At 63.8% G+C, this 26,368-nt stretch carries 21 protein-coding genes and 2 riboswitches; of the genes, 6 read left to right on the forward strand and 15 right to left on the reverse strand.

The features are described from left to right. From AC1RL5_RS00875 to AC1RL5_RS00890, 4 genes are all read right to left on the reverse strand, one after another. Nucleotides 1-861: a branched-chain amino acid ABC transporter permease gene (locus AC1RL5_RS00875; RefSeq protein WP_072449935.1), complete on the reverse strand. Its 861-nt coding sequence runs from the start codon at nucleotides 859-861 to the stop codon at nucleotides 1-3. A gap of 70 nt (nucleotides 862-931) precedes the next feature. Next, the gene (locus tag AC1RL5_RS00880; RefSeq protein WP_015636094.1) at nucleotides 932-2,134 is read right to left on the reverse strand and encodes an ABC transporter substrate-binding protein; all 1,203 of its coding nucleotides are present in this window, start codon (nucleotides 2,132-2,134) and stop codon (nucleotides 932-934) included. 105 nt (nucleotides 2,135-2,239) lie between these two features. Continuing rightward, nucleotides 2,240-3,007: a FadR/GntR family transcriptional regulator gene (locus AC1RL5_RS00885; RefSeq protein WP_093403998.1), complete on the reverse strand. Its 768-nt coding sequence runs from the start codon at nucleotides 3,005-3,007 to the stop codon at nucleotides 2,240-2,242. 384 nt (nucleotides 3,008-3,391) lie between these two features. Next, on the reverse strand, nucleotides 3,392-3,664 hold the full coding sequence (locus tag AC1RL5_RS00890; protein ID WP_181003051.1) for a hypothetical protein: 273 nt from the start codon (nucleotides 3,662-3,664) through the stop codon (nucleotides 3,392-3,394). Between the two features lie 200 nt (nucleotides 3,665-3,864). Between AC1RL5_RS00890 and AC1RL5_RS00895 the strand changes: the two genes are divergently transcribed. After that, nucleotides 3,865-6,498 carry an MGH1-like glycoside hydrolase domain-containing protein gene (locus tag AC1RL5_RS00895; protein WP_492589037.1) on the forward strand — a complete coding sequence of 878 codons (2,634 nt, stop codon included), beginning with the start codon at nucleotides 3,865-3,867 and terminating at the stop codon, nucleotides 6,496-6,498. Between the two features lie 50 nt (nucleotides 6,499-6,548). Here AC1RL5_RS00895 and AC1RL5_RS00900 read toward each other — a convergent pair whose 3' ends face one another. From AC1RL5_RS00900 to AC1RL5_RS00910, 3 genes are all read right to left on the reverse strand, one after another. Then, entirely contained in the window at nucleotides 6,549-8,267 is a 1,719-nt protein-coding gene (locus tag AC1RL5_RS00900; RefSeq protein ID WP_492589036.1) for a hydrogenase maturation protein, read from the reverse strand. Nucleotides 8,268-8,528: 261 nt separating this feature from the next. Continuing rightward, nucleotides 8,529-8,843 (reverse strand): SCP2 sterol-binding domain-containing protein, encoded by a 315-nt coding sequence (locus AC1RL5_RS00905; RefSeq protein ID WP_011061945.1) that lies wholly within the window; start codon nucleotides 8,841-8,843, stop codon nucleotides 8,529-8,531. 51 nt (nucleotides 8,844-8,894) lie between these two features. After that, nucleotides 8,895-9,605, reverse strand: a complete 711-nt coding sequence (locus AC1RL5_RS00910; protein WP_019094330.1) for a histidine phosphatase family protein — start codon at nucleotides 9,603-9,605, stop codon at nucleotides 8,895-8,897. A 203-nt stretch (nucleotides 9,606-9,808) separates the two neighbouring features. Here AC1RL5_RS00910 and sohB point away from each other — a divergent pair, with 203 nt between their 5' ends. Beyond that, the gene (sohB, locus tag AC1RL5_RS00915; protein ID WP_019094331.1) at nucleotides 9,809-10,843 is read left to right on the forward strand and encodes a protease SohB; all 1,035 of its coding nucleotides are present in this window, start codon (nucleotides 9,809-9,811) and stop codon (nucleotides 10,841-10,843) included. 295 nt (nucleotides 10,844-11,138) lie between these two features. Here sohB and AC1RL5_RS00920 read toward each other — a convergent pair whose 3' ends face one another. Both AC1RL5_RS00920 and AC1RL5_RS00925 read right to left on the reverse strand, forming a co-directional pair. Beyond that, nucleotides 11,139-11,633, reverse strand: coding sequence for a DUF934 domain-containing protein (locus AC1RL5_RS00920; protein WP_072449941.1), 495 nt, complete (start codon nucleotides 11,631-11,633; stop codon nucleotides 11,139-11,141). Then, nucleotides 11,617-13,275, reverse strand: a complete 1,659-nt coding sequence (locus tag AC1RL5_RS00925; protein WP_072449942.1) for a nitrite/sulfite reductase — start codon at nucleotides 13,273-13,275, stop codon at nucleotides 11,617-11,619. Before AC1RL5_RS00925 ends, AC1RL5_RS00920 begins: the two co-directional genes overlap by 17 nt. 596 nt (nucleotides 13,276-13,871) lie before the next feature. Here AC1RL5_RS00925 and AC1RL5_RS00930 point away from each other — a divergent pair. Continuing rightward, nucleotides 13,872-14,957: an ABC transporter substrate-binding protein gene (locus tag AC1RL5_RS00930; RefSeq protein WP_072449943.1), complete on the forward strand. Its 1,086-nt coding sequence runs from the start codon at nucleotides 13,872-13,874 to the stop codon at nucleotides 14,955-14,957. 7 nt (nucleotides 14,958-14,964) lie between these two features. Here AC1RL5_RS00930 and AC1RL5_RS00935 read toward each other — a convergent pair whose 3' ends face one another. After that, entirely contained in the window at nucleotides 14,965-15,186 is a 222-nt protein-coding gene (locus AC1RL5_RS00935; protein WP_015636084.1) for a DUF2970 domain-containing protein, read from the reverse strand. A gap of 139 nt (nucleotides 15,187-15,325) precedes the next feature. Then, complete coding sequence (gene metH, locus AC1RL5_RS00940) at nucleotides 15,326-19,036, reverse strand: methionine synthase (RefSeq protein WP_072449944.1); 3,711 nt, start codon at nucleotides 19,034-19,036, stop codon at nucleotides 15,326-15,328. A gap of 154 nt (nucleotides 19,037-19,190) precedes the next feature. Here metH and AC1RL5_RS00945 point away from each other — a divergent pair, with 154 nt between their 5' ends. Both AC1RL5_RS00945 and nfuA read left to right on the forward strand, forming a co-directional pair. Next, on the forward strand, nucleotides 19,191-21,482 hold the full coding sequence (locus AC1RL5_RS00945; RefSeq protein WP_123577981.1) for a fatty acid cis/trans isomerase: 2,292 nt from the start codon (nucleotides 19,191-19,193) through the stop codon (nucleotides 21,480-21,482). Nucleotides 21,483-21,624: 142 nt separating this feature from the next. Continuing rightward, a complete protein-coding gene (gene nfuA, locus AC1RL5_RS00950) occupies nucleotides 21,625-22,209 on the forward strand; it encodes a Fe-S biogenesis protein NfuA (protein ID WP_011061936.1) in 585 nt (194 codons plus the stop codon). Nucleotides 22,210-22,382: 173 nt separating this feature from the next. Here the strand turns inward: nfuA and cobM are convergent, their stop codons facing one another. The 4 genes from cobM to AC1RL5_RS00970 all read right to left on the reverse strand — a co-directional run bounded on the left by cobM (nucleotide 22,383) and on the right by AC1RL5_RS00970 (nucleotide 24,523). Continuing rightward, entirely contained in the window at nucleotides 22,383-23,129 is a 747-nt protein-coding gene (cobM, locus tag AC1RL5_RS00955) for a precorrin-4 C(11)-methyltransferase (RefSeq protein ID WP_093403989.1), read from the reverse strand. A gap of 82 nt (nucleotides 23,130-23,211) precedes the next feature. Continuing rightward, a complete protein-coding gene (locus tag AC1RL5_RS00960) occupies nucleotides 23,212-23,625 on the reverse strand; it encodes a cobalamin biosynthesis protein (protein WP_093403987.1) in 414 nt (137 codons plus the stop codon). Further along, the gene (locus AC1RL5_RS00965) at nucleotides 23,622-24,323 is read right to left on the reverse strand and encodes a CbtA family protein (RefSeq protein ID WP_103289999.1); all 702 of its coding nucleotides are present in this window, start codon (nucleotides 24,321-24,323) and stop codon (nucleotides 23,622-23,624) included. The genes AC1RL5_RS00960 and AC1RL5_RS00965 overlap by 4 nt, the downstream gene beginning before the upstream one ends. Before the next feature lie 11 nt (nucleotides 24,324-24,334). Further along, nucleotides 24,335-24,523, reverse strand: a complete 189-nt coding sequence (locus AC1RL5_RS00970) for a CbtB domain-containing protein (protein ID WP_011061932.1) — start codon at nucleotides 24,521-24,523, stop codon at nucleotides 24,335-24,337. A gap of 96 nt (nucleotides 24,524-24,619) precedes the next feature. Further along, nucleotides 24,620-24,845: riboswitch (cobalamin riboswitch) on the reverse strand. Between the two features lie 141 nt (nucleotides 24,846-24,986). Beyond that, nucleotides 24,987-25,198: riboswitch (cobalamin riboswitch) on the forward strand. 98 nt (nucleotides 25,199-25,296) lie between these two features. Here AC1RL5_RS00970 and cobW point away from each other — a divergent pair. Then, a complete protein-coding gene (gene cobW, locus AC1RL5_RS00975) occupies nucleotides 25,297-26,367 on the forward strand; it encodes a cobalamin biosynthesis protein CobW (protein WP_492589035.1) in 1,071 nt (356 codons plus the stop codon). Nucleotide 26,368: the final 1 nt, after the last annotated feature.

Consider the following 26,368-nt stretch of genomic DNA (forward strand, 5'->3'; position numbering starts at 1 on the left):
TCATGCTCTCCCGAACAGGCCGTAAGGACGCACCAGAATGACTGCCGCCATGGCGCCGTAGATCATCAGGCTGGCGCCCTGGGGCCAGAGGCTGGTCATCAGGCTTTGCACCACCCCCACCAGCAGGCCGCCCACCAGGGCGCCGCCGAACGAGCCCATGCCGCCAATCACCACCACCACGAAGGCCACCCCGAGAATCTCCGGGCCGACAAAGGGCTGGGCGCCGCGCAAGGGCGCGAACAGCACCCCGGCGATCCCGGCCAGGGCCACGCCGAGGGCGAAGGTCATGGAAAACAGGCGAAAGATATTGGTGCCCAGCAGCGACACGGTCTCGGTGCTTTCACTGCCGGCCCGCACCAGGGCACCGAAGCGCGTGCACTCCAGCAGCAGCCACAGGCCCAGCCCCACCAGGGCCGAGAACAGGATCAGGAACAGGCGGTAGTAGGGGTAGACGAAGTCGCCGATCACCAGCACCCCGCGCAGCAGTTCCGGCACCGCCACGGCCTTGCCCACCGGGCCCCAGATCATCACGCTGGCTTCCTGGATGATCAGCGCGATGCCCAGGGTCACCAGGATCTGGAACATGTGCGGCAAGTGGTAGATGCGCTGGATCAACAGGCGCTCGATGATCCAGGCCAGGGCCGCCACCACCAGGGGCGCGAGCACCAGGGCCAGCCAGAAGTTGCCGGTCAGGCTGACGGCGGTGTAGCAGATGTAGGCGCCGAGCACGAAGAACGCGCCATGGGCGAAGTTGACGAAGTTCAGCAGGCCGAAAATGATCGTCAGGCCCACCGCGATCAGGAAGTAGATCATCCCCAGCCCGAGGCCGTTGAGGATCTGGAACAGGTACAAATTAAGCATGCAGGAACCCTCGGCAGGGAGCCCTTGGACGGAGCCCGCTGCCTGTAGCCAGCGATAGAAGTGTCGAGCGTCAGGCCAGGGCGCAGCCGGTGGCGCTGACATCCGGGAACGAGCGACCGGCGCTGAGCACTTCGGCCAGGTCGTCCTTGTCGCGCATCGTGGCGGCGGCCTTGCCCACCAGCAGGTAGTAATCCTTGATCACCTGATGGTCGCCGGCGCGGATGCTCTCCTCGCCGGTGGGGCCCTGGTAGGTCAGGCCCTGCATGGCCTTGGCCACGGTAGCGCCGTCAAAGCTGCCGGTGGCGGCAATGGTGTCGAGGATGATCTTGCTGCCGATGTAGTCGGCGGCCAGCGGGTAGGTGGGGTTGATGCCGTATTTGGCCTGGGTCAGCTTCACCAGTTCGCGATTGAGCGGGGTGTCCACCTGATGCCAGTACTGCGCGCCGAGGTAGACGCCTTCCAAGACGTCGCTGCCCAGCTCCTGGAACTGGTCGAGCCCGGCGGACCATACCAGCAGCACCTTCATGCGTTCCTTGATGCCGAAGTTCACCGCCTGGCGCAGGGCGTTGGATGACTGGCTGCCGAAGTTCAACAGCACCAGCACATCAGGGCGGGCGGCGATGGCATTGGTCAGGTAGCCGGAGAACTCCTGCTCCTGCAAGGAATGGTAGCTGTTGCCGATGTGCTCGATGCCGTGTTCGGCACAGACCTGCTTCGCCCCTTCCAGCAGGGCTTCGCCGAACACGTATTGCGGGGTGATGGTGTACCAGCGCTTGGCCTCGGGCAGCAACTTGATCAGCGGCACCATGGTTTCGCGGATGGCGCCGTAGGTGGGCACCGACCAGCGAAAGGTCGAGGCATTGCAGTCCTTGCCGGTGACCTCATCGGCGCCCACCGGGGTCATGAACACCCCGCCGACCTTGCCCACCTCCTTGGCCACCGCCAGCGCCGAAGACGACAGGGTGCAGCCCTGGAAGAACCGCGCGCCGTCCTGGGCAATCGCCTCCTGGACCCGGCGCACCGCCTTGCCGGCGTTGCCCTCGGTGTCGATCACCTTGTAGTGCAGCGGTCGCCCCAGCAGGGTCGGGTACTGCTCCACCGCCAGTCGTGAGCCCATGTCGGCGAACTTGCCGTAGCTGGCAAAGGCGCCGGACATCGACTTCAAACCGTAAAAGGTAAAGGGTTCGGCGGCAAAGGCGTTGCGCACCCCCAGCCCGAGGCTGAGGGCACCGCTAACGGCCAGACCGGCTTTCAACAACGTACGACGCTGCATGGGGTAACTCCCTGGTTTAGTTATTGGCAGGAGTGGCAATGGCGAATCGACGTAGCAGCCTGTGTTCAGGCTTGTTATTGGCAAAGCGGTGGACTGTGCTCGCGATCAGTGGTGGTCGAACTCCAGCAGGAAGTGCTGGGTGACTTCGCCTTCCAGGGCGGTCATGTGGTGCTCGGCGTCGCACATGTGTTCGTGCATCAACTGGCGCACTGCGCTTTCATCTTCGGCGCGCAAGGCCAGCAGCAAGCGTTTGTGGTAATCCAGGTTGGCGGCGTCGAACTGCTTGCGCTTGGGCTTGTAGGCCTTCTTCAGCACCACCAGGTCGCGCAGCAGATCGTTGAGAAACTGCGCCATGAAACTCAGTAGCGGGTTGGGGCAGGCCCGCCCCAGCAGGTTGTGGAACTCCAGCTCGGCGATGCGCTGCTCGCGCTGGCCGGCCTCGCTGTCCTCGGGGTGGCTGCAGAAGTCGATGTTGTCCTGCAGCGCCTGAAAATCAGCCTCGCTCAGGCGCCCGATCACCGACACCGCCAGCTCCACCTCGATCACCTTGCGCAGCTGATAGACCTGCTCGCCGTCCATGTGCTGGAAGTGCAGGTAGTTGCGCAGCGCGCGGCTGGCCGGCTCGGTGCCGGCCTGGTTCAGGTAAGCGCCGCCGTTGGGCCCGGTGCGGGTGTTGACCAGGCCTTCCACCTCCAGCGCCTTGAGCGCCTCCCGGGCCGAGCCCTTGGAGCATTGGAAGCTTTCCATCAACTCCTTCTCGGTGGGCAGGCGATCCCCGGGGCGCAGGGCATCGGTGACGATGGAACGCTTCACCGACTCGACAATCACGTCGGAAAGCTTCTGGCGTTTGCGGCGAACGGGGCGTTTCAGCATGGGCGGCTATTTATCGTATTAATGCGGATAAATAGTAATAAATAGAGATGAGGGCGGCGCGTCAACCGCCTAAGGGAGTGGGGTGTCGTTTTTGGTGTTGAGGGGTCGTAGCTGGACAACCGAGCGGCTTCCACCCCCGTCCAACCCTCACGAAACCCGCAGGAGCTGGCTTCAAGGTTTGCACAAGGCCTCGGGGCCTCTTCGCCGGCAAGCCGGCTTCTACGGAATTTTGCGCGATGCTGGACGCATGTGTAGGAGCTGGCTTGGCAGCGAAGGCGGTCGCAAGGCCTGCACAAGGCTGCGGGCCTCTTCGCCGGCAGGGCAGGACTTCCTGCTCAGGAGCGCGAGTGTGGATCAAGCGTGCCGCAGGTTTAATGGCCGGGCTCAGTCGAAGCCGACGCTTGCGCTGTGGCGGGTTTCGCGGTCGTGCAACTGGTCGATATTGGTTTCGTAGGTGCATTGGCCGCTGCAATTGTGCTCGTAGCTGATAGCCGGCTTGAACTGCAACTTGAGCTTCGGCGTGTCGCTCTCTGGCGCCGGGGCCTGGGCGGTGGCCGGCAACGGCGGTTGCGGGTAGCTCAGGTCCAGGCCTGCGGCCTGGGCCGAACAGGTGGCCATCAGTAACAGGGCCGGGAAAAACGCTTTGCAACTGAACATCATCGAATCCGCGTGGCCATAAAAGGGTTGCCGATTATAACGAGCCAGGGACGGAAAATTTAACCGCGCGGTCTCTGCCACAGGCTTTTCGCGCTGTTTTCGCGGCCTCAGGTCTTCGCAACGTGAAACATTTGTCACGGGGCAGCGAGACGGGCTGCTCCTACACTGCAAGTCACCTCCATGGCCAAGGACACTCCCCCATGCCGGCAAAATCCACCAGCAGCATCCTCGATACGGTTGAAGGCCGGCGCCTGCAGGGCAGCGACGCCGAGCTCTGGCGCCAGTGGGGGCCGTACCTGAGTGAACGGCAGTGGGGCACGGTGCGCGAGGACTACAGCGCCTATGGCGATGCCTGGAGCTACTTCCCCCACGAACATGCCCGCAGCCGTGCCTACCGCTGGGGCGAGGACGGGCTGGCCGGGTTCTCCGACAAGGCCCAGCACTGGTGCCTGGGGCTGGCGCTGTGGAATGAACACGACAGCATTCTCAAGGAGCGCCTGTTCGGCCTGAACAATGCCGAGGGCAACCACGGCGAGGACGTCAAGGAGCTGTACTTCTACCTCGACGGCGTGCCCAGCCATGCCTATATGCGCATGCTCTACAAGTACCCCCAGGCGGCTTTCCCCTATGCCGACCTGGTGGCGGAAAACGCCCGTCGCGGCCTGAGCGACACCGAGTACGAGATCCTCGATACCGGGGTCTTCGAGGACAACCGCTACTTCGACGTGACGGTGGAATACGCCAAGCACACGGCCGATGACATTTTCATGCACATCACCGTGCACAACCGTTTCCACCAGCCGGCGCGGCTGCGGGTGCTGCCCCAGGTCTGGGCGCGCAACACCTGGAGCTGGGGCGGCGACGCACCGCGGCCGAGCCTGCGCCTGGAGGGCGACAAGGTGCTGGCGCGGCATGGGCAACTGCCCGAGCGGCAGATCACCGCCTGGGGGGCCGAGCCCTGCCAGTGGCTGTTCTGCAACAACGACAGCAATTTCCCCAAGCTGGACGGGCTGGCGTCACCCGGGCCGTTCAAGGACGGTTTCAACGACTACCTGGTGGATGGACAGGCCAGTGCGGTGAGTTTCGATGGCGGCACCCGGGTGGCGGCGCACTTCGTCCTGGATCTGGCGGGCGGCGAGAGCAAGCGCCTGTTCCTGCGCTTTGCCCCGGCTGGTAGCGAACCGGTCAGCGCCCGCCGCCTGTTCGAGCAGCGCCGGCGCGAGGCCGATGAGTTCTACGGGGCGTTGCAGCAAGGCATCGCCAGTAGCGACGCGCGCAATGTCCAGCGCCAGGCCCAGGCGGGGTTGCTGTGGTCCAAGCAGCTGTACTACTTCGACGTCAACCAGTGGCTTGATGGTGATCCCGGCCAGCCGGTGCCCCCTAGTGAACGCGAGCATCTGCGCAACACCCATTGGCGGCACCTGTCCAACTGCGACATCGTCTCCATGCCCGACACCTGGGAGTACCCCTGGTATGCCTCCTGGGACTTGGGTTTCCAGGCGGTAGCCTTTGCCCTGATCGATCCCGGCTTTGCCAAGCAGCAGTTATTGCTGCTGGTGAAGGATCGCTTCATGCATCCCAACGGCCAGTTGCCCGCGTACGAGTGGCGTTTTGACGACGCCAATCCGCCGGTGCACGCCTGGGCCTGCTGGCGGGTCTACCAGCAGGAAAAGTCCCTGACTGGCGTCGGTGACCTGGATTTTCTCGAACGCATATTCCACAAGCTGCTGCTGAATTTTTCCTGGTGGGTCAACCGCAAGGACGCAGAAGGCCGCAACCTGTTCCAGGGCGGCTTCCTCGGCCTGGACAATATCGCCCTGTTCGATCGTTCCGCGCCGTTGCCTGATGGATTCACCCTGGATCAGGCCGATGGCACGGCCTGGGTCGCGGCCTACGCCCTGGACCTGATGCGCATCGCCCTGGAACTGGCCAAGCGCAATAGCGTGTACGTGGACATCGCGGTGAAGTTCTTCGAACACTTCCTGTATATCGCCGGGGCCATCAACCGCGTGGATGAAAGCGCCGAGGGGCTGTGGGACGAACAGGACCAGTTCTTCTACGATGTGCTGCACCGCCCTGATGGGCAGAACGAACCCCTGCGCCTGCGCTCCATCGTCGGCCTGATGCCGCTGTTCGCGGTGCAGGTGCTGGAGCAGCATGAGCACGAAAACCTTCCGGGGCTGGCCCAGCGCCTGCTGGGCTTTTTGCACCACCGGCCGGACCTGGCGAGCCTGGTCTCGCGCTGGTACGAGCCGGGCAAGGGCAACCGCATGCTCCTGGCGCTGTTGCGCGGCGAACGCACCAAGGACCTGCTCAAGCGCATGCTCGACGAAAGCGAGTTCTTGTCTGCCTACGGCATTCGCTCCCTGTCCAAGGCCTTCGAGCAGCCGTTCGCCATGCAGGTGGACGGCAAGCAGCTCTGCGCCCGCTATGTGCCGGCGGAGTCCGATTCACGGCTGTATGGTGGCAATTCCAACTGGCGCGGGCCGCTGTGGATGCCGATCAACTACATGCTGATCGAGTCGCTGCGCGAGTTTCACCGCTATTACGACGTCAACTTCTCGGTGGAGTACCCGCGGGGCTCCGGGTATCTGGCGTCCCTGGAGGAAGTGGCCGACGGCTTGAGCCAGCGCCTGACGCGACTGTTTCTACTGGACGAGGACGGGCGCAGGCCGTCCATGAGCGGTTACCCGCAGTTGCAGGTGGATGCCGAGGACCGCGAGCTGGTGCTATTCCATGAATACTTCCATGGCGAAACCGGGCGCGGCCTGGGGGCTAGCCACCAGACCGGCTGGACGGCGCTGGTGGCGTTGCTGTTGCAGCCGGGAAAATGAAACCGCCCGGTGCTTAGCCGGGCGGTGATGGATCGTGCATCGATCGTGGATCAACCCACCAGGGCGATGTCCTGGGGTTTGGCCCAGGCTTCGATCAGCCGCTCCGGGGTGCAGCAGGTCTTGCGCTTGTAGACGAAGTTGCTGCATTTCTCGGCGAAGCCCTTGCGGTTCTGCACCATGTCCATGTGCATCTCTTCCAGTTCAGCGTTGCGGCAGTGCTGCATCAGTTGCGGGTCGGCATCCAGCTTGCGCTGGCGCAGGTGCTGGTAGCGCGGGTCGTTGAGAACGCCGTTGGCCCGTTGCAGCAGCCACAGGCCGAACTCGTCCGGGCAGCGTGGGCCGATCTCCTGCACCATGCCCATCTGCAGGGCCTGGAGGGCGCTGATGGGCAGGCAGGCTTCGGTCAGTTGCTTGGCCATGGGCTGGCCGACGGCGCGGGGCAGGCTGTAGGTCCAGTACTCGGAGCCGTACAGGCCCATGCTCTTGTAGTGGGGGTTGTACACGGTGTCGGCGCGGGCCAGGACCACGTCCGCGGCCAGGGCCAGCATCAGGCCGCCAGCGCCGGCATTGCCGGTCAGGCCACTGACCACCAGTTGGCGGGCGGTGAGCAGTTCCAGGCAGACGTCGTCGATGGCCTGGATATTGGCCCAGGCTTCCAGGCCCGGTACTTCGGCGGCCTGGATCACGTTGAGGTGCACGCCGTTGCTGAAGGCACCGCGGCCGCCACGCACCAGCAGCACCTGGGTGTCCCGAGCCTTGGCCCAGCGCAGGGCGCTGACCAGGCGTTGGCACTGTTCGGTGCTCATGGCGCCGTTGTAGAACTCGAAGGTCAGTTCGCCGACCTTGCCCGTTTCGCGGTAGCGGATAGGTTGGTAGGCCTCGGTGCTGAACGGGCTGTTGGCCACCGACCAGTCCAGCACCGGGACATCGGCCAGGCGCTCGCCGAGCACGTGGCGGGCGGGGCGCTTGAAGGTTTCTTCGCCAGGCTGGGGCTTCTGGCGCAGGGAGCCGATCCACAGGCTGTGATCGCCACAGGCCACCAGTACTGCGTCGTCGTGCACCGCCAGCAGTTGCCCGGGCATGCCGGTGCGCGAATCCAGGTGGGCGTCGTACACGTAGTACTGGCCGCCGGCGAGGCTGGCCAGGACGCCGGGCTGACCGTCGGCGGCATCGATGCTGCGCTTGATGAACTGGGCGCTGTCGTGCCAGCTGAAGATGCGGTCGGATTGCTTCATGTTCGGTTGCAGGCGCCCGAGGACCGAGGGTTTGTCGTAGTCCAGGGGCTGGGGGATGTAGCCGTTGCGGAATTTCTCCACCACGTCGCGGATACAGTGAATCGCCGCGTCGCTCACCAGGCCGTTGTACAGCTCGGACTTGCGCAGCCCGGCGGGCAGGTTGAATTCGTGGGTCGACCAGATCGGCCCGGCGTCCATTTCTTCCACCGCCTGCAACGCGGTGACGCCCCAGCGCTTGAGTTCCTTGCTGATGGCCCAGTCCAGGGCGCTGGCCCCGCGGTCGCCGACGATACCCGGGTGGATGATCACCACCGGGCGCTTGGGATGGCTCCACAGTTGCTGGGGGACCCGGTCCTTGAGGAACGGGCAGATCACTAGGTCGGCCTCGGCCTCTTCGATCTGCCGGCAGACCTCTTCTTCGCTGGTGAACAGCACCACGCTAGGGCGGTGGCCGGCCTGGCGCAGGTCGAGCCAGGCGCGTTGGGTCAGGCCGTTGAAGGCGGTAGACAGCAGGATGATCTTCAGTGATCGCATAATGCAGACTCTTCCGTGAGTGATGGCGGTATGGCAGGTGGCTCCGGCTGAGCCGTCCCTGGCCGCGATGGAAGGCGCAAGAGTAGAGGGGCGTTGCGGGGTGGGAACTGACCGAGATCAATCAAGCGTCTCGCCTGAAATGCCAGCCGCCCAGCGGTATTGATTCAGGGCAAAGGCACGGGCCAGAGCGGTTGCGGCAGCCAGAAACGACGAATCCCGCCACAGGGGCGGGATTCGGGTACAGCCGGACCTTGCGCGGTCTTAGGCTGGGAACAGCTCGCTCAGTTTCATGGCCAGCATCATGTCGCCTTCGGCGCGCAGCTTGCCGCCCATGAAGGCTTGCATGCCGTCGGTCTCGCCGCTGACGATGCCGTCCAGGGTTTCGCCGTCCATCACCAGGGTGACCTGGGCGTCCGGGTTCTCGCCTTCCTTGAGTTCGCAGGTGCTGTCCTTGACGACCAGCGAGAAGTGCTTGGAGTCATCGATGCGGAAACCGAAAACCAGGTCCAGGCCGGCAGCGGCAGCTGGGTTGAACTTGGCTTGCATGGCTTGTACGGCGTCAGCTACGGAGGTCATGGTTCGATCCTTTTATGGGGTGGTTACAGCAAGGGTCACAGTAAGCCGGGCTCAACGGAAGGTGATGAGCTCCGGGGCCTTCAACAGTTGCAGATGGGCATGACCGTTGAAGGAAGCCAGGGACACCTCGCGACCGCGGAACTTCAGCTGGTTGAGCGAGGTGTTGACGATTTGCCAATTCAGTTCGAAAGCCTGCTGGGCGGGCATCCGGGTAATCAGGTGGAGCAGGGCGGTGATGGTGCCGCCGGAGGTGAACACGGCGATCTTCTGCTGGTTGTTGGCTGCTTCGAGAATCCGTTGCAGGCCGCCCTGGACCCGTTCGACAAAACCCAGCCAGCTTTCCAGGCCAGGTGGGTCGTAGGTGCCGGCCAGCCAGCGCTGGATGATCAGGGCGAAGATGCGCTGGAACTCACCGCGGTTCTGCGCGGCGTTGCGCAGGATGTTCAGGGCTTCGGGTTCCTGGGGCAGCAGGTCGGGCAGCAGGGCGCGGATGATGGCGTCGGCATCGAATTCGTTGAAGGCGGAATCTATTTCCAGGGCCGGGCTGTCAAAGCCTGCGGCGCTCATCTGTTCCAGAGCGGCCTGGGCGGTGTGCTGCTGGCGCCGCAGATCGCCGGATAGGCAGCGATCGAAACCGATGCCCAGCGCTGCCAGGTGTTCACCGAGCACCGCCGCCTGGCGCACGCCGGTAGCCGACAGCACGTCGTAGTCGTCTGCACCGAAGGAGGCCTGGCCATGTCGAATCAAGTAGATGCTGCCCACGTCCGCGTCATCCCGGTACGTTGAAAGTTTTGCGAGGTTATGAGGATGCCGGTGAGCTGTCAATGAAAAAACATACGCTTGTTTGAAATGATTGTTGGAGCTTGGTTACACAAGGTTTCCCGACTGGTGGCCGACCAGTCGCGCCGGTATGCTTTAGCCCATTACGCCGCTCGTTGGCAGCGGTCCATGTTTGAGGAGTCCCTGTGGAGTTTATCGCCGAATACGCCAGTTTCCTGGCCAAGACCGTGACCCTGGTGGTCGCCATCCTGGTGGTGCTGATCACCGCCGCTGCGCTGCGCAGCAAAGGGCGGCGCAAGGGTGTGGGGCAGTTGCAGGTCAGCAAGCTGAATGATTTCTACAAGGAACTGCGCGAGCGCCTGGAGCAGAGCCTGCTGGACAAGGATCAGCTCAAGGCCCTGCGCAAGGCCAAGAGCAAGAGCGAAAAGAGCCAGAAGAAGCACAAGAAACAGCCGGCCGAGGCCAAGCCCCGGGTCTTCGTGCTGGACTTCAATGGCGACATCAAGGCTTCGGCCACCGAAGGGCTGCGCCATGAAATCACTGCCCTGCTGAGCCTGGCAACGCCCAAGGATGAAGTGGTGCTGCGCCTGGAGAGCGGTGGCGGCATGGTCCACAGCTACGGGCTGGCTTCGTCGCAGCTGGCGCGTATCCGCCAGGCTGGCGTACCGCTGACGGTGTGCATCGACAAGGTAGCGGCCAGCGGCGGCTACATGATGGCCTGCATCGGTGAAAAGATTATCAGCGCGCCGTTCGCCATCCTCGGTTCCATTGGCGTGGTGGCCCAGTTGCCCAACGTCAACCGCCTGCTGAAGAAGCACGACATCGATTTCGAAGTGCTGACCGCTGGTGAGTACAAGCGCACCTTGACGGTGTTTGGCGAAAATACCGAGAAGGGCCGGGAAAAATTCCAGGAAGACCTGGACGTCACCCATCAACTGTTCAAGAACTTCGTTTCCCGCTATCGCCCGCAACTGGCCATTGATGAAGTGGCCACTGGTGAAGTCTGGCTGGGCGTGGCGGCGCAGGAAAAACTGCTGGTGGACGAGTTGCAGACCAGTGACGAATACCTGGCGGACAAGGCCAAGAGTGCCGAGGTCTTCCACTTGCACTATGCCGAGCGCAAGAGCCTGCAAGAGCGGGTAGGGCTGGCGGCCAGCGGCTCCATCGACCGCGTGCTGCTGACCTGGTGGAGCCGCCTGACCCAACAGCGCTTCTGGTAACCCCCCGGCCTTGTAGGCGCTGGCTTTGTAGGAGCTGGCTTGCCAGCGAAGGCGGTTGCAAGCTTTGCACAAGGCCCGAGGGCCTCTTCGCCGGCAAGCCGGCTCCTACAGGGAGTGCGTCGTTTGCGGGCGTCTGCTGTAGGAGCTGGCTTGCCAGCGAAGGCGGTCGCAGGCTTTGCACAAGGCCCGAGGGCCTCTTCGCCGGCAAGCCGGCTCCTACGGTGAGAGTGGTAGGTCTGCACAAAAAAGCCCTGAACCGGTTTCCCGGTTCAGGGCTTTTTGTTGGCGCCAGGGCTTAGCGGCGACGGAACAGCGGTAGCGGTTCGTCGGTGGCGGCCTGGTAGGTCACCGAGAAGTCCTTGAGGCTTTCCAGGGCTTCGTAGGGGTCCTTGTCGGCCCGCAGTGCATAGGCGTCGAAGCCGCAGCGGTGCAGGTAGAACAGCTGGTCGCGCAACACGTCGCCTATCGCTCGCAACTCGCCCTTGTAGCCGTAGCGGTCACGCAGCAAACGGGCGTTGGAGTAGTTGCGGCCATCGGTGAAGGCCGGGAAGTTCAGGGCAATCACCTGAAAATGCTGGACGTCGTCACCGATCTCTTCGGCTTCTTCGTCAGCATCCAGCCACACGCCCAGGCCGCCGTCGCGAGCCTTGAGGGCGTGAGCATGCTCGCGCCACAGGGCCAGTGGCACGATCAGGTCGTCGCAGTTGGAAATGCCGTCGAGGGTCGCGTCCTTGGGCAGCAGGTGCCAGGTTTCGTCGATGACCTCGTTGTTCTTAATGATTCGCTGCATAGACGCGCTCCTTGAAGAGGTCGATGCCAATACGTTGATAGGTGTCGATGAAGCGTTCGTCTTCGGTACGTTGTTCCACGTACACATCGATCAGCTTCGAGATCACGTCGGGCATGTCGTCCTGGGCGAAGGACGGGCCGAGGATCTTGCCCAGGCTGGCGTCGCGGCTGGCGCTGCCACCCAGGGACACTTGGTAGAACTCCTCGCCTTTCTTGTCCACCCCGAGGATGCCGATATGGCCCACGTGGTGGTGGCCGCAGGCGTTCATGCAACCGGAGATGTTCAGGTCCAGTTCGCCGATGTCGAACAGGTAGTCCAGGTCGTCGAAACGGCGCTGGATGGATTCGGCGATCGGGATCGACTTGGCGTTGGCCAGGGAGCAGAAGTCGCCGCCCGGGCAGCAGATAATGTCGGTCAAGAGGCCGATGTTCGGCGTGGCGAAGCCGTTCTCCCGCAACTCGCCCCACAGGGTGAACAGTTGGCTCTGCTCGACGTCGGCGAGAATGATGTTCTGCTCGTGGGAGGTGCGCAGCTGGCCGAAACTGTAACGGTCGGCCAGGTCGGCGATGGCGTCGAACTGCTTGTCGGTAACGTCTCCCGGCGCTACGCCGGTGGGCTTGAGCGACAGGGTCACGGCCACGTAGCCCGGCTTCTTGTGGGCCAGGGTGTTGCGCGTGCGCCAGCGGGCAAAGCCCGGGTGCTGCTGGTCCAGGGCGGCCAGTTCGGTGTCCTGGTTGCTCAGGGTCTTGTAGTCCGGGTCGACGAAGTGCTTGGCCACGCGATGCACTTCGGCATCGGTCAGGGTGGTCTGGCCGCCGCGCAGGTGGGCCATCTCGGCCTCGACCTTCTCGGCGAACACTTCAGGGGTCAGGGCCTTGACCAGGATCTTGATCCGCGCCTTGTACTTGTTGTCACGCCGGCCGTAGCGGTTGTAGACCCGCAGGATGGCGTCGAGGTAGCTCAGCAGGTCCTGCCACGGCAGGAACTCGTTGATGAAGGCACCGACCACCGGGGTACGGCCCAGGCCGCCACCCACCAGCACGCGGAAGCCCAGCTCACCGGCGGCGTTGTACACAGGCTCAAGGCCGATGTCATGGACTTCGATGGCCGCGCGGTCAGAGGTCGAGCCGTTGATGGCGATCTTGAACTTGCGCGGCAGGTAGGCAAATTCCGGGTGGAAGGTAGTCCACTGGCGGACGATCTCGCACCAGGGGCGTGGGTCGATCAGCTCGTCGGCGGCAACACCGGCGAACTGGTCGGTGGTGACGTTGCGCAGGCAGTTGCCGCTGGTCTGGATCGCGTGCATCTGCACGGTGGCCAGTTCGGCGAGGATGTCCGGGATGTCTTCCAGGGCCGGCCAGTTGAACTGCACGTTCTGCCGGGTACTGATGTGCGCGTAGCCCTTGTCGTAGTCGCGGGCAATCTTGGCCATCATCCGCGCTTGGCGCGAGGTCAGTTGGCCGTAAGGCACGGCGACCCGCAGCATCGGGGCAAAACGTTGGATATAAAGGCCATTCTGCAGGCGCAGGGGGCGGAATTCTTCTTCGCTCAGCTCGCCTGCCAGATAGCGTCGGGTCTGATCACGGAACTGCTTGACGCGGTCCTCGATGATCCGCTGATCGTACTCGTCGTATACGTACATATAGGTCCAGTTCTCAGGCTACAGGCGGCGCTCAAGCGCACTTGGCAAATACTGCGGTGAACGGCTTCGGTACGCTGCTCGGACTGGCGTCCAGCGCGGTTTTCGCCGGTCTCACCTCGTCTTGCCTTCGTTCACGCTTCACGCCACCCATGTAAGCAAATCTGCGCGCACGGCCGCGCACTCCCAACGGAGCCGCCGAACGATACCAGTTTGCGGTTATGCGCAAAAGTGATGTTTGAGTATATGCACAGAACCAAAACGACTAACGGTAGGGGCGTGAGAGTAACCCCATTTGTGGTAGGGGCAATCCTGGTCTTAACTGTGGACGTGTCTTTGAGCAGTCACCGACAAAATCTACTAGAGGCGATGCTATGAGCCATCCAACCAAAGTAAGGAAAAGTGACAGTAGCGTTGATGCTTGGGCCATTCTCTTTCTGATCATACTGGTCGTGGGTACGGCCGTGTTCTGGGTCAGTCACCAGTAGTCGAGCGATAAAAAAGAGCCTGAATTGTCGGACAATCATGACAATTTGCCGCCGTTGGCCAGCACTTTGCCAGTTATACTGCCTGGGCGAAATTCTGGGGCTCTTCTCGTAATGTTCAAGCGTCTGTGCAAGTGGCTGTTGTGCCTGAGTCTGCCGTTCTGGGCGGTCGCTCATGCCACATCGGTGGTGTTTCTCAATCCCGGCAATTCCACGGAGACCTTCTGGGTCAGTTATTCGCAATTCATGCAGGCCGCGGCCCGGGACCTGGGGCTTGACCTGCGCATCCTCTATGCCGAGCGCGATCCGCAGAACACTCTGCAGCAGGCCCGGGAGCTGTTCCAGGGCCGCGACAAACCCGATTACCTGATGCTGGTGAACGAACAGTACGTGGCTCCGCAGATCCTGCGTCTGTCCCAGGGCTCCGGGATCAAGCTGTTTATCGTCAACAGCCCTTTGACCCTGGACCAGCGGGAACTGATCGGGCAGAGCCGGCAGAACTATTCGGACTGGATCGGCAGCATGGTGGGCGACGATGAGGAAGCCGGCTACCGCATGCTCAAGGAGCTGCTGCACAAGCTTGGGCCGGTCCCGGCAGGGCACGGCATCGAACTCCTGGCATTTTCCGGGCTCAAGGTCACACCTGCGGCGCAGTTGCGCGAGCGCGGCTTGCGCCGGGCCCTGGCCGAACATCCGCAGGTGCATTTGCGTCAGTTGGTCTATGGCGAATGGAACCGGGAGCGCGCCTACCGCCAGGCGCAACAGTTGCTCAAGCGCTACCCGAAAACCCAATTGGTCTGGTCGGCCAATGACGAAATGGCCCTGGGGGCCATGCAAGCGGCCCGAGAACTGGGCCGCAAGCCGGGAGCGGATCTGCTGTTCAGTGGAGTCAACAGTTCGCCCGAGGCCTTGCAGGCCCTGATCGACGGCAAGTTGTCGGTGCTGGAGGCGGGGCACTTTACCCTGGGTGGCTGGGCCCTGGTGGTGTTGCACGATGATGCCCTGGGGCTGGACGCCCGGCGCCTGGGCGGGCCGGATTGGCAGCTGTCGCTGTTCCAGGCATTGACCCCGGCCCAGGCCCGGGAGTTGCTGCGCCTGGGGGATCAGGTGGGCACCAGGGTCGATTTTCGCGGGCTGTCCGCCCAAGGCAAGCCGGACAGCTACCGCTATCCCTTCGGTTTGCAGCTGTTGCTGCGCTGACGCCGCTTCAGACCCCCGCCAGGTGCATCGCCAGGTTGGCGATGCCCAGCAGCACCAGAACAAACAGGGTGGTGAACAGAATGCCCAGCACGATGAAGTGGCTGGGCTTGCCGTGGCTGAAGTCGCGGGCGCGGTTCTTCCCGCTCTGTACGCCGAAAGCGGCGGCCAGCACGCTTTGCAGCATCTGCAGGAAGGTCGGAGGCTGATTGTCCTTGCTTGGATCGTCCATAAATCCCTCGACACGGTTGGGTGTCAACAGAGCATAGACAATGCCGCCCGGGGTGGCGGGCGGCTGCAGGAATGGGCTTGCCAGCGAAGAAGCCCCGGGGACCGCCTTCGCCGGCAAACCGGCTCCTGCACAACCTGGGTCAGTTGTCGTAGCCCAGGTTGGGTGCCAGCCAGCGTTCGCTCACGGCCAGGTCCTGGCCCTTGCGTTCGGTGTAGCTCTGGACCTGGTCCTGGTCGATCTTGCCCACGGCGAAGTACTGCGCCTGCGGGTGAGCGAAGTACCAGCCGCTGACGGCGGCCGCCGGGAACATGGCGAAGTGCTCGGTAAGGAACACGCCGCTACGGCCGGCACGGCCTTCGCTGGCCTCGGGGTCGAGCAGGGCGAACAGAGTGCTCTTCTCGGTGTGGTCCGGGCAGGCCGGGTAGCCCGGGGCAGGGCGGATACCGCTGTACTGCTCCTTGATCAGCGCCTCGTTGTCCAGTTGTTCGTCCTTGGCATAACCCCAGTACTCCTTGCGCACCTGCTGGTGCAGCCACTCGGCGCAGGCCTCGGCCAGGCGGTCGGCCAGCGCCTTGACCATGATCGAGTTGTAGTCGTCGCCGGCATCCTGGTAGGCCTTGGCCACTTCTTCGGCGCCGATTCCGGCGGTGGTGATGAAGCCGCCGACGTAGTCGGTGACGCCGCTGTCCTTGGGCGCCACGAAGTCGGCCAGGGAGAAGTTCGGCTTGCCATCGGTCTTGATGATCTGCTGGCGCAGGTGGTGCAGGCGCGCCAGGGGCTGGCCGTCATCGCCGTAGACTTCCAGGTCGTCGTCCTGCACCTGGTTGGCCGGCCAGAAGCCGAACACGGCGCGGGCGCTGATCAGCTTTTCGTTGATCAGCTTGTCGAGCATTTCCCGGGCGTCCTTGTACAGCGCGGTGGCAGCTTCGCCCACCACTTCGTCTTCGAGGATGCGCGGGAACTTGCCGGCCAGGTCCCAGGAGATGAAGAACGGCGTCCAGTCGATGTATTCGGCCAGCACCTTGAGGTCGATGTTGTCCAGCACCCGGGCGCCGGTGAAGGTCGGTTTGACCGGCTGGTAGCTGCTCCAGTCGAACTGCGGCTTCTTGGCGATGGCCGCCGGGTAGCTCAGGCGCTCGGTGCGGGCGCTGCGGTTGGCGGTGCGCTCGCGCACTTCCACGTATTCCTCGCGGGTCTTCTGTACGAAGCCGGCCTTGAGCTCCTTGGACAGCAGCTGGGTGGCCACGCCCACCGCGCGCGAGGCGTCGGTGACGTAGACCACCGCGTCATTACTGTATTTAGGCTCGATCTTCACCGCGGTGTGGGCCTTGGAGGTGGTGGCGCCACCGATCATCAGCGGCAGGTGGAAATCCTGGCGCTGCATCTCGCGGGCGACGTGGACCATCTCGTCCAGGGACGGGGTGATCAGCCCGGACAGGCCGATGATGTCGCACTTGTGCTCCTTGGCCACCTGCAGGATCTTCTCCGCCGGCACCATCACCCCGAGGTCGACGATGTCGTAGCCGTTGCAGCCCAGGACCACGCCGACGATGTTCTTGCCGATGTCGTGCACGTCGCCCTTGACCGTGGCCATGAGGATCTTGCCCTTGGCTTCCGGCTTGTCGCCTTTTTCCAACTCGATGAAGGGAATCAGGTGGGCCACCGCCTGTTTCATGACCCGGGCGGATTTAACCACCTGGGGCAGGAACATCTTGCCGGCGCCGAACAGGTCGCCGACCACGTTCATGCCGGACATCAGCGGGCCTTCGATCACCTCGATCGGGCGGCTGAAGCTCTGGCGCGACTCTTCTGTGTCTTCGACGATATGGGTGGTGATGCCCTTGACCAGCGCGTGTTCCAGGCGCTTGTTGACTTCCCAGCTACGCCATTCCTCGGTTTCCGCTTCCTTGACGCTACCGTCGCCCTTGAACTGGTCGGCGATGGCCAGCAGCGCGTCGGTGCCGTTGGGCGTGCGGTTGAGCACCACGTCTTCCACGGCGTCGCGCAGCTGTTGCGGGATCTGGTCGTAGATCTCCAGCTGGCCGGCGTTGACGATGCCCATGGTCAGGCCGTTGCGGATCGCGTACAGCAGGAACACCGAGTGGATCGCCTCGCGCACCGGGTTGTTGCCGCGGAACGAGAACGACACGTTGGACACACCGCCGGAGCTCAGGGCATAGGGCAGCTCGTCGCGGATATAGGCGCAGGCGTTGATGAAATCAACGGCGTAGTTGTTGTGTTCCTCGATGCCGGTGGCCACGGCGAAGATGTTCGGGTCGAAGATGATGTCTTCCGGCGGGAAGCCCACTTCATTGACCAGGATGTCGTAGGAGCGCTTGCAGATTTCCTTCTTGCGCGCCTCGGTATCGGCCTGGCCGACCTCGTCGAAGGCCATCACCACCACGGCGGCGCCGTAGCGCTTGCACAGCTTGGCGTGGTGAATGAACTGCTCGACGCCTTCCTTCATGCTGATGGAGTTGACGATGCCCTTGCCCTGGATGCACTTGAGGCCGGCTTCGATCACTTCCCACTTGGAGGAGTCGATCATGATCGGCACGCGGGAGATGTCCGGCTCCCCGGCAATCAGATTGAGGAAGGTGACCATGGCCTTCTTCGAATCCAGCATCCCCTCGTCCATGTTGATGTCGATCACCTGGGCGCCGGCCTCCACCTGCTGCAGGGCGACCTCCAGGGCCTCGGTGTAGTTGTCCTCGCGGATCAGCCGGGCGAACTTGGCCGAGCCGGTGATGTTGGTGCGCTCGCCGACGTTCACGAACAGCGAGTTGCGATCGATGGTGAAGGGCTCCAGGCCCGACAGGCGGCAGGCCTTGGGGATGTCCGGGATCTGTCGCGGGGCATAACCGGCCACGGCCTTGGCGATGGCGCCGATATGCCCCGGGGTGGTGCCGCAGCAGCCGCCGACGATGTTGAGGAAGCCGCTCTGGGCGAACTCTTCGATGACCTTGGCGGTTTGTTCCGGCAACTCGTCGTACTCGCCGAACTCGTTCGGCAGGCCGGCGTTGGGGTGCGCCGAGACGTGGGTGCTGGCCTTGTTCGACAGCTCTTCCAGATAGGGGCGCAGCTCGCTGGCGCCCAGGGCGCAGTTCAGGCCCACCGAGATCGGCTTGGCGTGGGCCACGGAGTTCCAGAAGGCTTCGGTGGTCTGGCCGGAGAGGGTGCGCCCGGAAGCATCGGTGATGGTCCCGGAAATCATGATCGGCAGTTCGAAGCCCAACTCCTCGAACACGCCCTGCACGGCGAAGATCGCGGCCTTGGCGTTCAAGGTGTCGAAGATGGTCTCGATCAGGATCAGGTCGGCACCGCCTTCGATCAGGCCCTTGGTGGCCTCGGTGTAGTTTTCCACCAGTTCATCGAAGGTGACGTTGCGGTAGCCGGGGTTGTTGACGTCCGGCGACAGCGAGCAGGTGCGGCTGGTCGGGCCCAGGACGCCAGCGACGAAACGTGGCTTGTCCGGGGTCTCGAGGGTTTTCGCGTCCGCCACCTTGCGCGCCAGGCGGGCGCCTTCTACGTTCAATTCGTAGACCAGTTCTTCCATGCCGTAGTCGGCCTGGGACACTTGGGTGGCGTTGAAGGTATTGGTCTCGAGGATGTCGGCACCGGCATCCAGGTAGGCTTTTTCGATGGCGCCGATCACGTCCGGGCGGGTCAGCACCAACAGGTCGTTGTTGCCCTTGACGTCGCTGGGCCAGTCGGCGAAGCGCTTGCCACGGTAGTCATGCTCTTCGAGCTTGTAGCTCTGGATCATGGTGCCCATGCCGCCATCGAGAATCAGAATGCGCTCTTTGAGGGCTTGCTGGAGGGCGTGGAGGCGAGCACTGCGATCAGACATGAGAACTACCTGGTAAGGCCATTGCGAAGGGCGGCGATCATAGCAAACCTGCATGGTTTTGCGGCATGCGTGGTTTTTGCATGAATATCGTTCATGTTGGTCGAGGGGTGAGACCGGTAGAATCGCGGCGTTTTTTTCTTTCGGGACCAGGGACATGCCGTTTCGTTTTATCGTCAGCAGCGCGCTGCTGCTTCTGAGTTCAGTGTGCCTGGCACAAGGTCCGGCGCCGGCGATTTCCTATACCCGCGACATCCAGCCGATCTTTACCGAGAAATGCGTGGCCTGTCATGCCTGTTACGACTCCGCCTGTCAGCTCAACCTGGGCAGTGGTGAAGGGGCCAGCCGCGGTGCTTCGAAGATTCCGGTGTACGACGGCGAGCGCAGCAAGGCCCAAGCGCCTACGCGGCTGTTCTATGACGCCACCGGCCAGCGTGCCTGGCAGCAGAAGGGCTTCTATTCGGTGCTTGACGCCCAAGGCAGCCAGGCGGCGCTGATGGCCCGCATGCTGGAACTGGGCCATCGCACCCCGCTGCAACCCAACGCCAAGTTGCCCAGCGAGATCGCCCTGGGCCTGAGCCGCGAGAACATGTGCCCGCAGCCGGCGGAGTTCGACGCCTATGCCGGGGCTCACCCCAAGGAAGGCATGCCCCTGGCGGTCACCGGCCTGACCGATCAGCAATACCTGACCCTGCAACGCTGGCTGGCCTCGGGCGCGCCCATCGACGAGCAAGGCCTGGCCCCCAGTGCCCGGGAAAGCCTGCAAGTGGCTCAGTGGGAAAACCTGCTCAACGCCCCTGGCGCCCGCGAGAGCCTGGTGGCGCGCTGGCTCTACGAACACTTGTTCCTCGCCCATCTCTATTTTGAAGGCGGCGAGCCGGGGCATTTCTTCCAGTGGGTGCGTTCCCGTACCCCCAGTGGCCAGCCCATCGACCTGATCAACACCCGTCGCCCCAACGACGACCCGGGCACCCAGGTGTACTACCGCCTGTGGCCGGTGCAAGGGGTGATCGTGCACAAGACCCATATCACCTACCCGCTGAGCGCGGCGAAGATGGCCCGGGTCAAGACCCTGTTCTACAGCGGCGACTGGCAGGTCACGGCCCTGCCGGGCTACGGGCCGGCGCGCCGGGCCAATCCGTTCGAGACCTTCGAGGCGATTCCGGCCAAGGCCCGCTACCAGTTCATGCTGGATAACGCCGAATACTTCGTGCGCACCTTTATCCGTGGCCCGGTGTGCCGCGGGCAGATCGCCACCGACGTGATCCGCGACAACTTCTGGGCGCTGTTCCAGGCCCCCGAACATGACCTGTACATCACCGACCCGGCCTATCGCGGCCAGGCCACGCCGTTGCTGGCCATGCCCGGGCAGAACGACGACGTGGGCAGCGTGCTCAGCCTGTGGCTGGCCTATCGCGACAAGCGCAACGAGTACGAGGCCCTGCGCCGCGATTCCTATGCCGATTCGCCGGCGCCCAGCTGGTCGACCCTGTGGGCCGGCAACGACAACGCGCTGCTGAGCATCTTCCGCCACTTCGACAGCGCCTCGGTGACCAAGGGCCTGATCGGCGAAGTGCCACAGACGATGTGGCTGTTCGACTACCCGCTGCTGGAGCGCACCTACTATCAATTGGCGGTGAACTTCGACGTGTTCGGCAACGTCTCCCACCAGGCCCAGACCCGGTTGTACTTCGACCTGATCCGCAATGGCGCGGAGCAGAACTTCCTGCGCCTGATGCCCGCCGGCACCCGCGAGGATTTCCTCGACGATTGGTACCAGAACAGCGGCAAGTTCAAGATGTGGCTGGATTACGAGTCCATCGACGACGACAAGCGCAGCGCGCTGAAGCTCGACCTCAAGGACCCGAAAAAGGACTTCGCCAACCAACTGCTGGCCCGCTATGGCGACCTCAACGCCAAGCCGGATCCGATCAACCGCTGTGACAGCGCCTACTGCTCACGCCCGAACATCGACCCGGCGCTGCAGGATGCCGAGCAGGCCCTGAGCCGCCTGGCATCGCGCCCGGCGGCGGGCCTCAAGGTCATCGAGCAGTTGCCGGAGGCGACCTTGCTGCGTGTCCAGACCACCAGCGGCAAGCGCGAGTTCTACAGCATGCTGCGCAACCGCGCCCACAGCAACGTGGCCTTCATGCTCGGCGAGTCGCTGCGCTACCAGCCGGGGCTGGACACCCTGACCATATTCCCGGGGATACTCAGCAGCTATCCGAACTTCATGTTCAACGTACCGGCCGGGCAAGTGCCGGAGTTCGTCGACGCCATGCAGGCGGCCCGGGACGCCGCCAGCTTCGAGAAGATCGTCGAGCGCTGGGGCATCCGCCGCAGCCATCCGCAGTTCTGGCAGTACTTCCATGACCAGACCCGCTACCTGCAGGAAACCGACCCGGTGGAAGCCGGGGTCCTGGACATGAACCGTTACGAAAACCTCTGACATAGAGCTGTCATCGCCCCCGGACTGCGCCTTGGCGCGGCCCGGGGACGCTCTATACCAAAGTCTATCCCGACAAAAATACTAGGACTTTGTCAGCGGCTTGGATTGGCGTAAACTGCGCCCACGTCTGCGAGGAACCACCATGAGCGCCATAACCATTACCGACGCCGCCCACGATTATCTGGCTGATCTGCTATCCAAGCAGAACACCCCGGGGATTGGCATCCGCATCTTCATCACCCAGCCAGGGACTCAGTACGCCGAGACCTGCATCGCCTATTGCAAGCCGGGCGAAGAGAAACCCGAAGACAAGGCCCTGGGCCTGAAAAGCTTCACCGCCTACATCGACGCCTTCAGCGAAGGTTTCCTCGATGATGCGGTGGTCGACTACGCCACCGACCGCATGGGCGGCCAGCTGACCATCAAGGCGCCCAACGCCAAGGTGCCGATGGTCAATGCCGACAGCCCGGTCAACGAGCGCATCAACTACTACCTGCAAACCGAGATCAACCCGGGGCTGGCCAGCCACGGCGGCCAGGTCAGCCTGATCGACGTGGTCGAGGACGGCATTGCCGTGTTGCAGTTCGGCGGCGGTTGCCAGGGCTGCGGCCAGGCCGACGTGACCTTGAAGGAAGGCATCGAGCGCACCCTGCTCGAGCGCATTCCGGAGCTCAAGGGCGTACGTGACGTCACCGACCACACGCAGAAAGAAAACGCCTACTACTAAGGCGTTCGCTGCGACTTGAAAAAACGGCGCCCCGTGAGCGCCGTTTTTTTATGCCCCCAAGCCAGCTCCCCCCAAAAGCCTCCGTAGGAGCCGGCTTGCCGGCGAAAGGGCCCTAGAGCCTTGCACCAATTCCCAGATCGCCTTCGCTGGCAAGCCAGCTCCCGCAAAGGGGGTCAAGGGCGGTAGAGGTGGGCGTGCCCGGCGCGGTACAGCGACGATTCGCTGAATGCATCCGTGGCCAGCACCCGGCCCACCAGGATCAGTGCCGTGCGCCGAAAACCCTTGGCCGCCACCTGGTCGACGATGTCCGCCAGGGTTCCCAGGGCCCAGTCCTGATCCGGCCAGGTGGCGCGGTGCACCACTGCAATCGGGCAGTCTGCGCCGTAGTGGGGCAGCAACTCGGCAACGATCTTCGGCAGGTTATTGACCCCCAGGTGAATGGCCATGGTGGCGCCGTGGGCCGCCAGGCTGGCGAAATCCTCGCCGGCAGGCATCGCGGTCTTGTCCGCGTAGCGGGTAAGAATCACGCTCTGGGAGACGTCCGGCAGGGTCAGTTCGGCCCCCAGCAGGGCAGCGCAGGCGGCGGTGGCGGTGACCCCGGGGATGATCTCGAAGGGGATGCCCAGCTCCCGCAGGCAGCGGATCTGCTCGCCGATGGCGCCATACAGGCTCGGGTCGCCGGAATGTACCCGGGCCACGTCCTGGCCCCGGGCATGGGCCTGCTTGATGGCCTCGATGATCTGCTCCAGGTGCAGTTCGGCGCTATTGATCACCCGCTCCGCGCGGTGCCCGTCGAGCACTGCCTGGGGGACCAGGGAGCCGGCGTAGATGATCACCGGGCAACGATGGATCAGGCGCTGGCCCTTGACGGTGATCAGTTCCGGGTCGCCGGGGCCGGCGCCGATGAAATAGACAGTCATGGCTGTGTCCTGTGAAAAAAGGTCGGGAGCCGTGCTTCAGATGAAGATTGCTCATGATCGAAGGTGGGGATTATCGGGGATTCTACCGGGCGGCGACCAATGCCAGGGTGGCCTGGGCGTATTTTTGCCGGGGAACAAGCAGTGTGGCCGGGCCGGGTGACAGCTGTTCGGCCAGGGCCAGGGCAGCACTTTCGGCCACGCCGTAGCAGCCGGTACGTTCGAAGGCGATCTGTGAACGGTGGCTCAGGCGCAGGGCAAAGGGGGCGAGCTGGCCGCTGCTGAAACAGGTCAGCGGCAGTTGCAGTTGCTCCGCCAGTTGCAGCAGGCCGGGTTCGTTGCGCTTGAGGTCGATGCTGGCCAGGGCCAGGACCTGCCGGGCCTGCCACTGGTGCGCCGCCAGGACCTGGTCGAGCAAGGCGCGCAGCGTGGTCACCGGGCAGCCTTTCTGGCAGCCCAGGCCGACCACCAGGGTCGGCGCTGCGCTCACTTCGATCATGCCGAGTACTGGCCCGCGCTCTTGCGCCGGAACAACCAGGCGCTGATCAGCCCGAGGGCCAGCCAGAAGGCCGCATTGGTCAGTTGCGAGGCGATCTTGAATTGCGCTTCCAGTTCTTCCGGGGCCAGCATCGAATGCACTTCCGGCTGCGGCGCGCCGATCACGTGGGGTACGGCGATGATGGCCGCGCCCAGGACCTTCAGCAGCCAGTTGCGGGCGAACACGATCAGGGCAATGCCCACAGCGGTGGAGGCGGCGGTGCCGACCCACCAGATCTGCCGCTGTGCCAGGTCGGCTGCGGCGGTGCCCGGCAGTTCCGGCGGCAGGCCCAGGGTCGGCGCCAGGCAGAAGGTGGCATAGCCGGCCAGGCCCCAGAGCAGGCCCTGGGACGTGCGGTTCGGCGCGCGCAGGGTGTAGAGGCCGGCCAGCATCAGGGCGAAGCCCACGGCCACCACCAGGTTGCCTCCGGTGGTGGACAGCACGCGCTGCCAACCGTCTTCCGGCTCCCAGGCTTCGGCATCGTGGCTGTGGGCGGCCATGGCGCCTTCGGCGTGCTCATGGACTTCGGCCGCGGGGGCCTTTTCATAGGTTTCCGCCTGCAGGATCAGCGGGGCGACCCAGAAGCTTTGCAGCAGGGTCAGCAGCAGGGCGGCCAAGAGGCCGGTGAAACCTGCGGTTTGCGCGATACGCTTGATCATGTCGGCAGGTCTCAATGGCAAGGGAAGGCGGCGCTGTGGCGGGTGTCGTGGGCCGCGTTGTGCACCGCCTCGATGTGGGAGAAGCCGGCGAAGTACACCAGGCACGCGCCGAGGATCGAGGCGCCGATGGCGGCCACCAGGCGCTGGCTCAGGGTGGAGGTCGTGCTGGCGGAGTGGCTGGTGCTGCTGATGATCGACATGGCGCTTCCCTCTGGAGTGTCAGCGGGGTAGAGGCGCAGGAAAACCCCGCGTGATGGCCACGCAGGGTTTGCAACAGCGCCCGCCCACCGCGGGTTGTTATGTAAGTGTTGCGGGCCGGTCTCCGGGCTTGCGAGGGGCAGGGCTGTGTCATGCCGTACCGGCAAGTGTCGCCTTCCCATGCCTTGGCACAGTGGATCTGACACTTCGCTCGCTTACCGTTGCGGGGGCAGCACCGGACTGGCCACGGCTTTTTAGTTAAGCACGTGATTCACCGGTTTCCCGTTTCACCCTGTAAAGGGCACCCGTAACAAGGTGTGTAGGAGATCATGGGCGGGGCAGGGGCGTCAATTGCCGTGACCGCTGCGCAGGTGTGCGCCGCGCTGGTGCAAGGTTCAATGGCTCTTTCGCCGGCAAGCCGGCTGCTACGGGCGCATTGTCGATTGACCGTCCCCCTGGCTCTGCGTAGCCTTGCGCTTTCGAGGTTCTTCGGCCACGGGTCGAAGCTAAGAAGGGAACGCGGTCGATGCCGCGGCTGCCCCCGCAACTGTGAAGGGTTCGATTGCTGCAAGGCCACTGCATGGGCGTCGACGACGCCGGTGGGAAGGCGCAGCAATCGCCGGTCCGACGACTGGCAAGCCCTCAGCCAGGAGACCTGCCTCGATCCAAGATTCTCACTACAACCGGGCGGGGTGATCCGGTGGCGAAATCTCCGCGCGCCCGGCGTTGTGGTTCTCGTCCCGTTTGCCCGCCTCCTTTTGCCAAAGGGCATCCGATGAAAACACTGGCCAAACTTCCCGTCACCATCGTCACCGGCTTCCTCGGCTCGGGCAAAACCACCCTGTTGCGGCACATGCTGGACAATGCCCAGGGCCGGCGCATTGCGGTGATCGTCAACGAATTCGGCGAGCTGGGCATCGACGGCGAAATCCTCAAGCAATGCGCCATCGGCTGCACCGAGGAAGAGGCCAGCGGCCGAGTCTACGAGCTGGCCAACGGTTGCCTGTGCTGCACCGTGCAGGAGGAGTTCTTCCCGGTGATGCGCGAACTGGTGGCGCGCCGTGGCGACCTGGACCACATCCTCATCGAGACCTCCGGCCTGGCGCTGCCCAAGCCTCTGGTCCAGGCCTTCCAGTGGCCGGAAATCCGCAGTGCCTGCACCGTCGATGCGGTGATCACCGTGGTCGACAGCCCGGCCGTGGCCGCCGGCACCTTCGCCGCCTTCCCCGATCAAGTGGACGCCCAGCGCAAGCTCGACCCCAACCTGGACCACGAATCGCCGCTGCATGAGCTGTTCGCCGACCAGCTGTCCAGCGCCGACCTGGTGATCCTCAACAAGACCGACCTGATCAGCCCCGAAGACCTGGCCAAGGTGCGCCTGGAAGTGGCCGAGGAGCTGCCGTCGGCGGTCAAGGTCATCGAAGCCAGCAGCGGTCGCCTGCCCCTGGATGTGCTGCTGGGCCTGGGTGCCGGTTCCGAGGAACACATCGACGGCCGCCACAGCCACCACGACCATCACCATGACGGCGATGACGATCACGACGACCACGATCACGACGCCTTCGATTCCATCTCCATCGAGCTGCCCCAGGCCGACGAAAGCCTGCTGCTGGACGCCCTGACCCAACTGGTGGTCAAGCACGGCATCCTGCGGGTCAAGGGTTTTGCCGCGATCCCCAACAAGCCGATGCGTTTGCTGATCCAGGGCGTGGGCACGCGCTTCGACAAGCACTTCGACCGCAAGTGGGGCGCCGACGAGGCCCGTACCACGCGTCTGGTGCTGATCGGCCAGGAACTGGACGCCGCCCAGCTCGAAGCGCAACTGCGCGCCGCCCTCAGCGTCTAAG

This window comes from Pseudomonas sp. GW822-FHT06D10 (assembly GCF_058799535.1).

What these genes read in the sequence shown, in the direction of transcription:
- AC1RL5_RS00875 (WP_072449935.1), bottom strand. Translation starts at nt 861, where the DNA reads ATGCTTAATTTGTACCTGTTCCAGATCCTCAACGGCCTCGGGCTGGGG.
- AC1RL5_RS00880 (WP_015636094.1), bottom strand. Translation starts at nt 2,134, where the DNA reads ATGCAGCGTCGTACGTTGTTGAAAGCCGGTCTGGCCGTTAGCGGTGCC.
- AC1RL5_RS00885 (WP_093403998.1), bottom strand. Translation starts at nt 3,007, where the DNA reads ATGCTGAAACGCCCCGTTCGCCGCAAACGCCAGAAGCTTTCCGACGTG.
- AC1RL5_RS00890 (WP_181003051.1), bottom strand. Translation starts at nt 3,664, where the DNA reads ATGTTCAGTTGCAAAGCGTTTTTCCCGGCCCTGTTACTGATGGCCACC.
- AC1RL5_RS00895 (WP_492589037.1), top strand. Translation starts at nt 3,865, where the DNA reads ATGCCGGCAAAATCCACCAGCAGCATCCTCGATACGGTTGAAGGCCGG.
- AC1RL5_RS00900 (WP_492589036.1), bottom strand. Translation starts at nt 8,267, where the DNA reads ATGCGATCACTGAAGATCATCCTGCTGTCTACCGCCTTCAACGGCCTG.
- AC1RL5_RS00905 (WP_011061945.1), bottom strand. Translation starts at nt 8,843, where the DNA reads ATGACCTCCGTAGCTGACGCCGTACAAGCCATGCAAGCCAAGTTCAAC.
- AC1RL5_RS00920 (WP_072449941.1), bottom strand. Translation starts at nt 11,633, where the DNA reads ATGCAGCGAATCATTAAGAACAACGAGGTCATCGACGAAACCTGGCAC.
- AC1RL5_RS00925 (WP_072449942.1), bottom strand. Translation starts at nt 13,275, where the DNA reads ATGTACGTATACGACGAGTACGATCAGCGGATCATCGAGGACCGCGTC.
- AC1RL5_RS00930 (WP_072449943.1), top strand. Translation starts at nt 13,872, where the DNA reads ATGTTCAAGCGTCTGTGCAAGTGGCTGTTGTGCCTGAGTCTGCCGTTC.
- AC1RL5_RS00935 (WP_015636084.1), bottom strand. Translation starts at nt 15,186, where the DNA reads ATGGACGATCCAAGCAAGGACAATCAGCCTCCGACCTTCCTGCAGATG.
- metH (WP_072449944.1), bottom strand. Translation starts at nt 19,036, where the DNA reads ATGTCTGATCGCAGTGCTCGCCTCCACGCCCTCCAGCAAGCCCTCAAA.
- AC1RL5_RS00945 (WP_123577981.1), top strand. Translation starts at nt 19,191, where the DNA reads ATGCCGTTTCGTTTTATCGTCAGCAGCGCGCTGCTGCTTCTGAGTTCA.
- nfuA (WP_011061936.1), top strand. Translation starts at nt 21,625, where the DNA reads ATGAGCGCCATAACCATTACCGACGCCGCCCACGATTATCTGGCTGAT.
- cobM (WP_093403989.1), bottom strand. Translation starts at nt 23,129, where the DNA reads ATGACTGTCTATTTCATCGGCGCCGGCCCCGGCGACCCGGAACTGATC.
- AC1RL5_RS00960 (WP_093403987.1), bottom strand. Translation starts at nt 23,625, where the DNA reads ATGATCGAAGTGAGCGCAGCGCCGACCCTGGTGGTCGGCCTGGGCTGC.
- AC1RL5_RS00965 (WP_103289999.1), bottom strand. Translation starts at nt 24,323, where the DNA reads ATGATCAAGCGTATCGCGCAAACCGCAGGTTTCACCGGCCTCTTGGCC.
- AC1RL5_RS00970 (WP_011061932.1), bottom strand. Translation starts at nt 24,523, where the DNA reads ATGTCGATCATCAGCAGCACCAGCCACTCCGCCAGCACGACCTCCACC.
- cobW (WP_492589035.1), top strand. Translation starts at nt 25,297, where the DNA reads ATGAAAACACTGGCCAAACTTCCCGTCACCATCGTCACCGGCTTCCTC.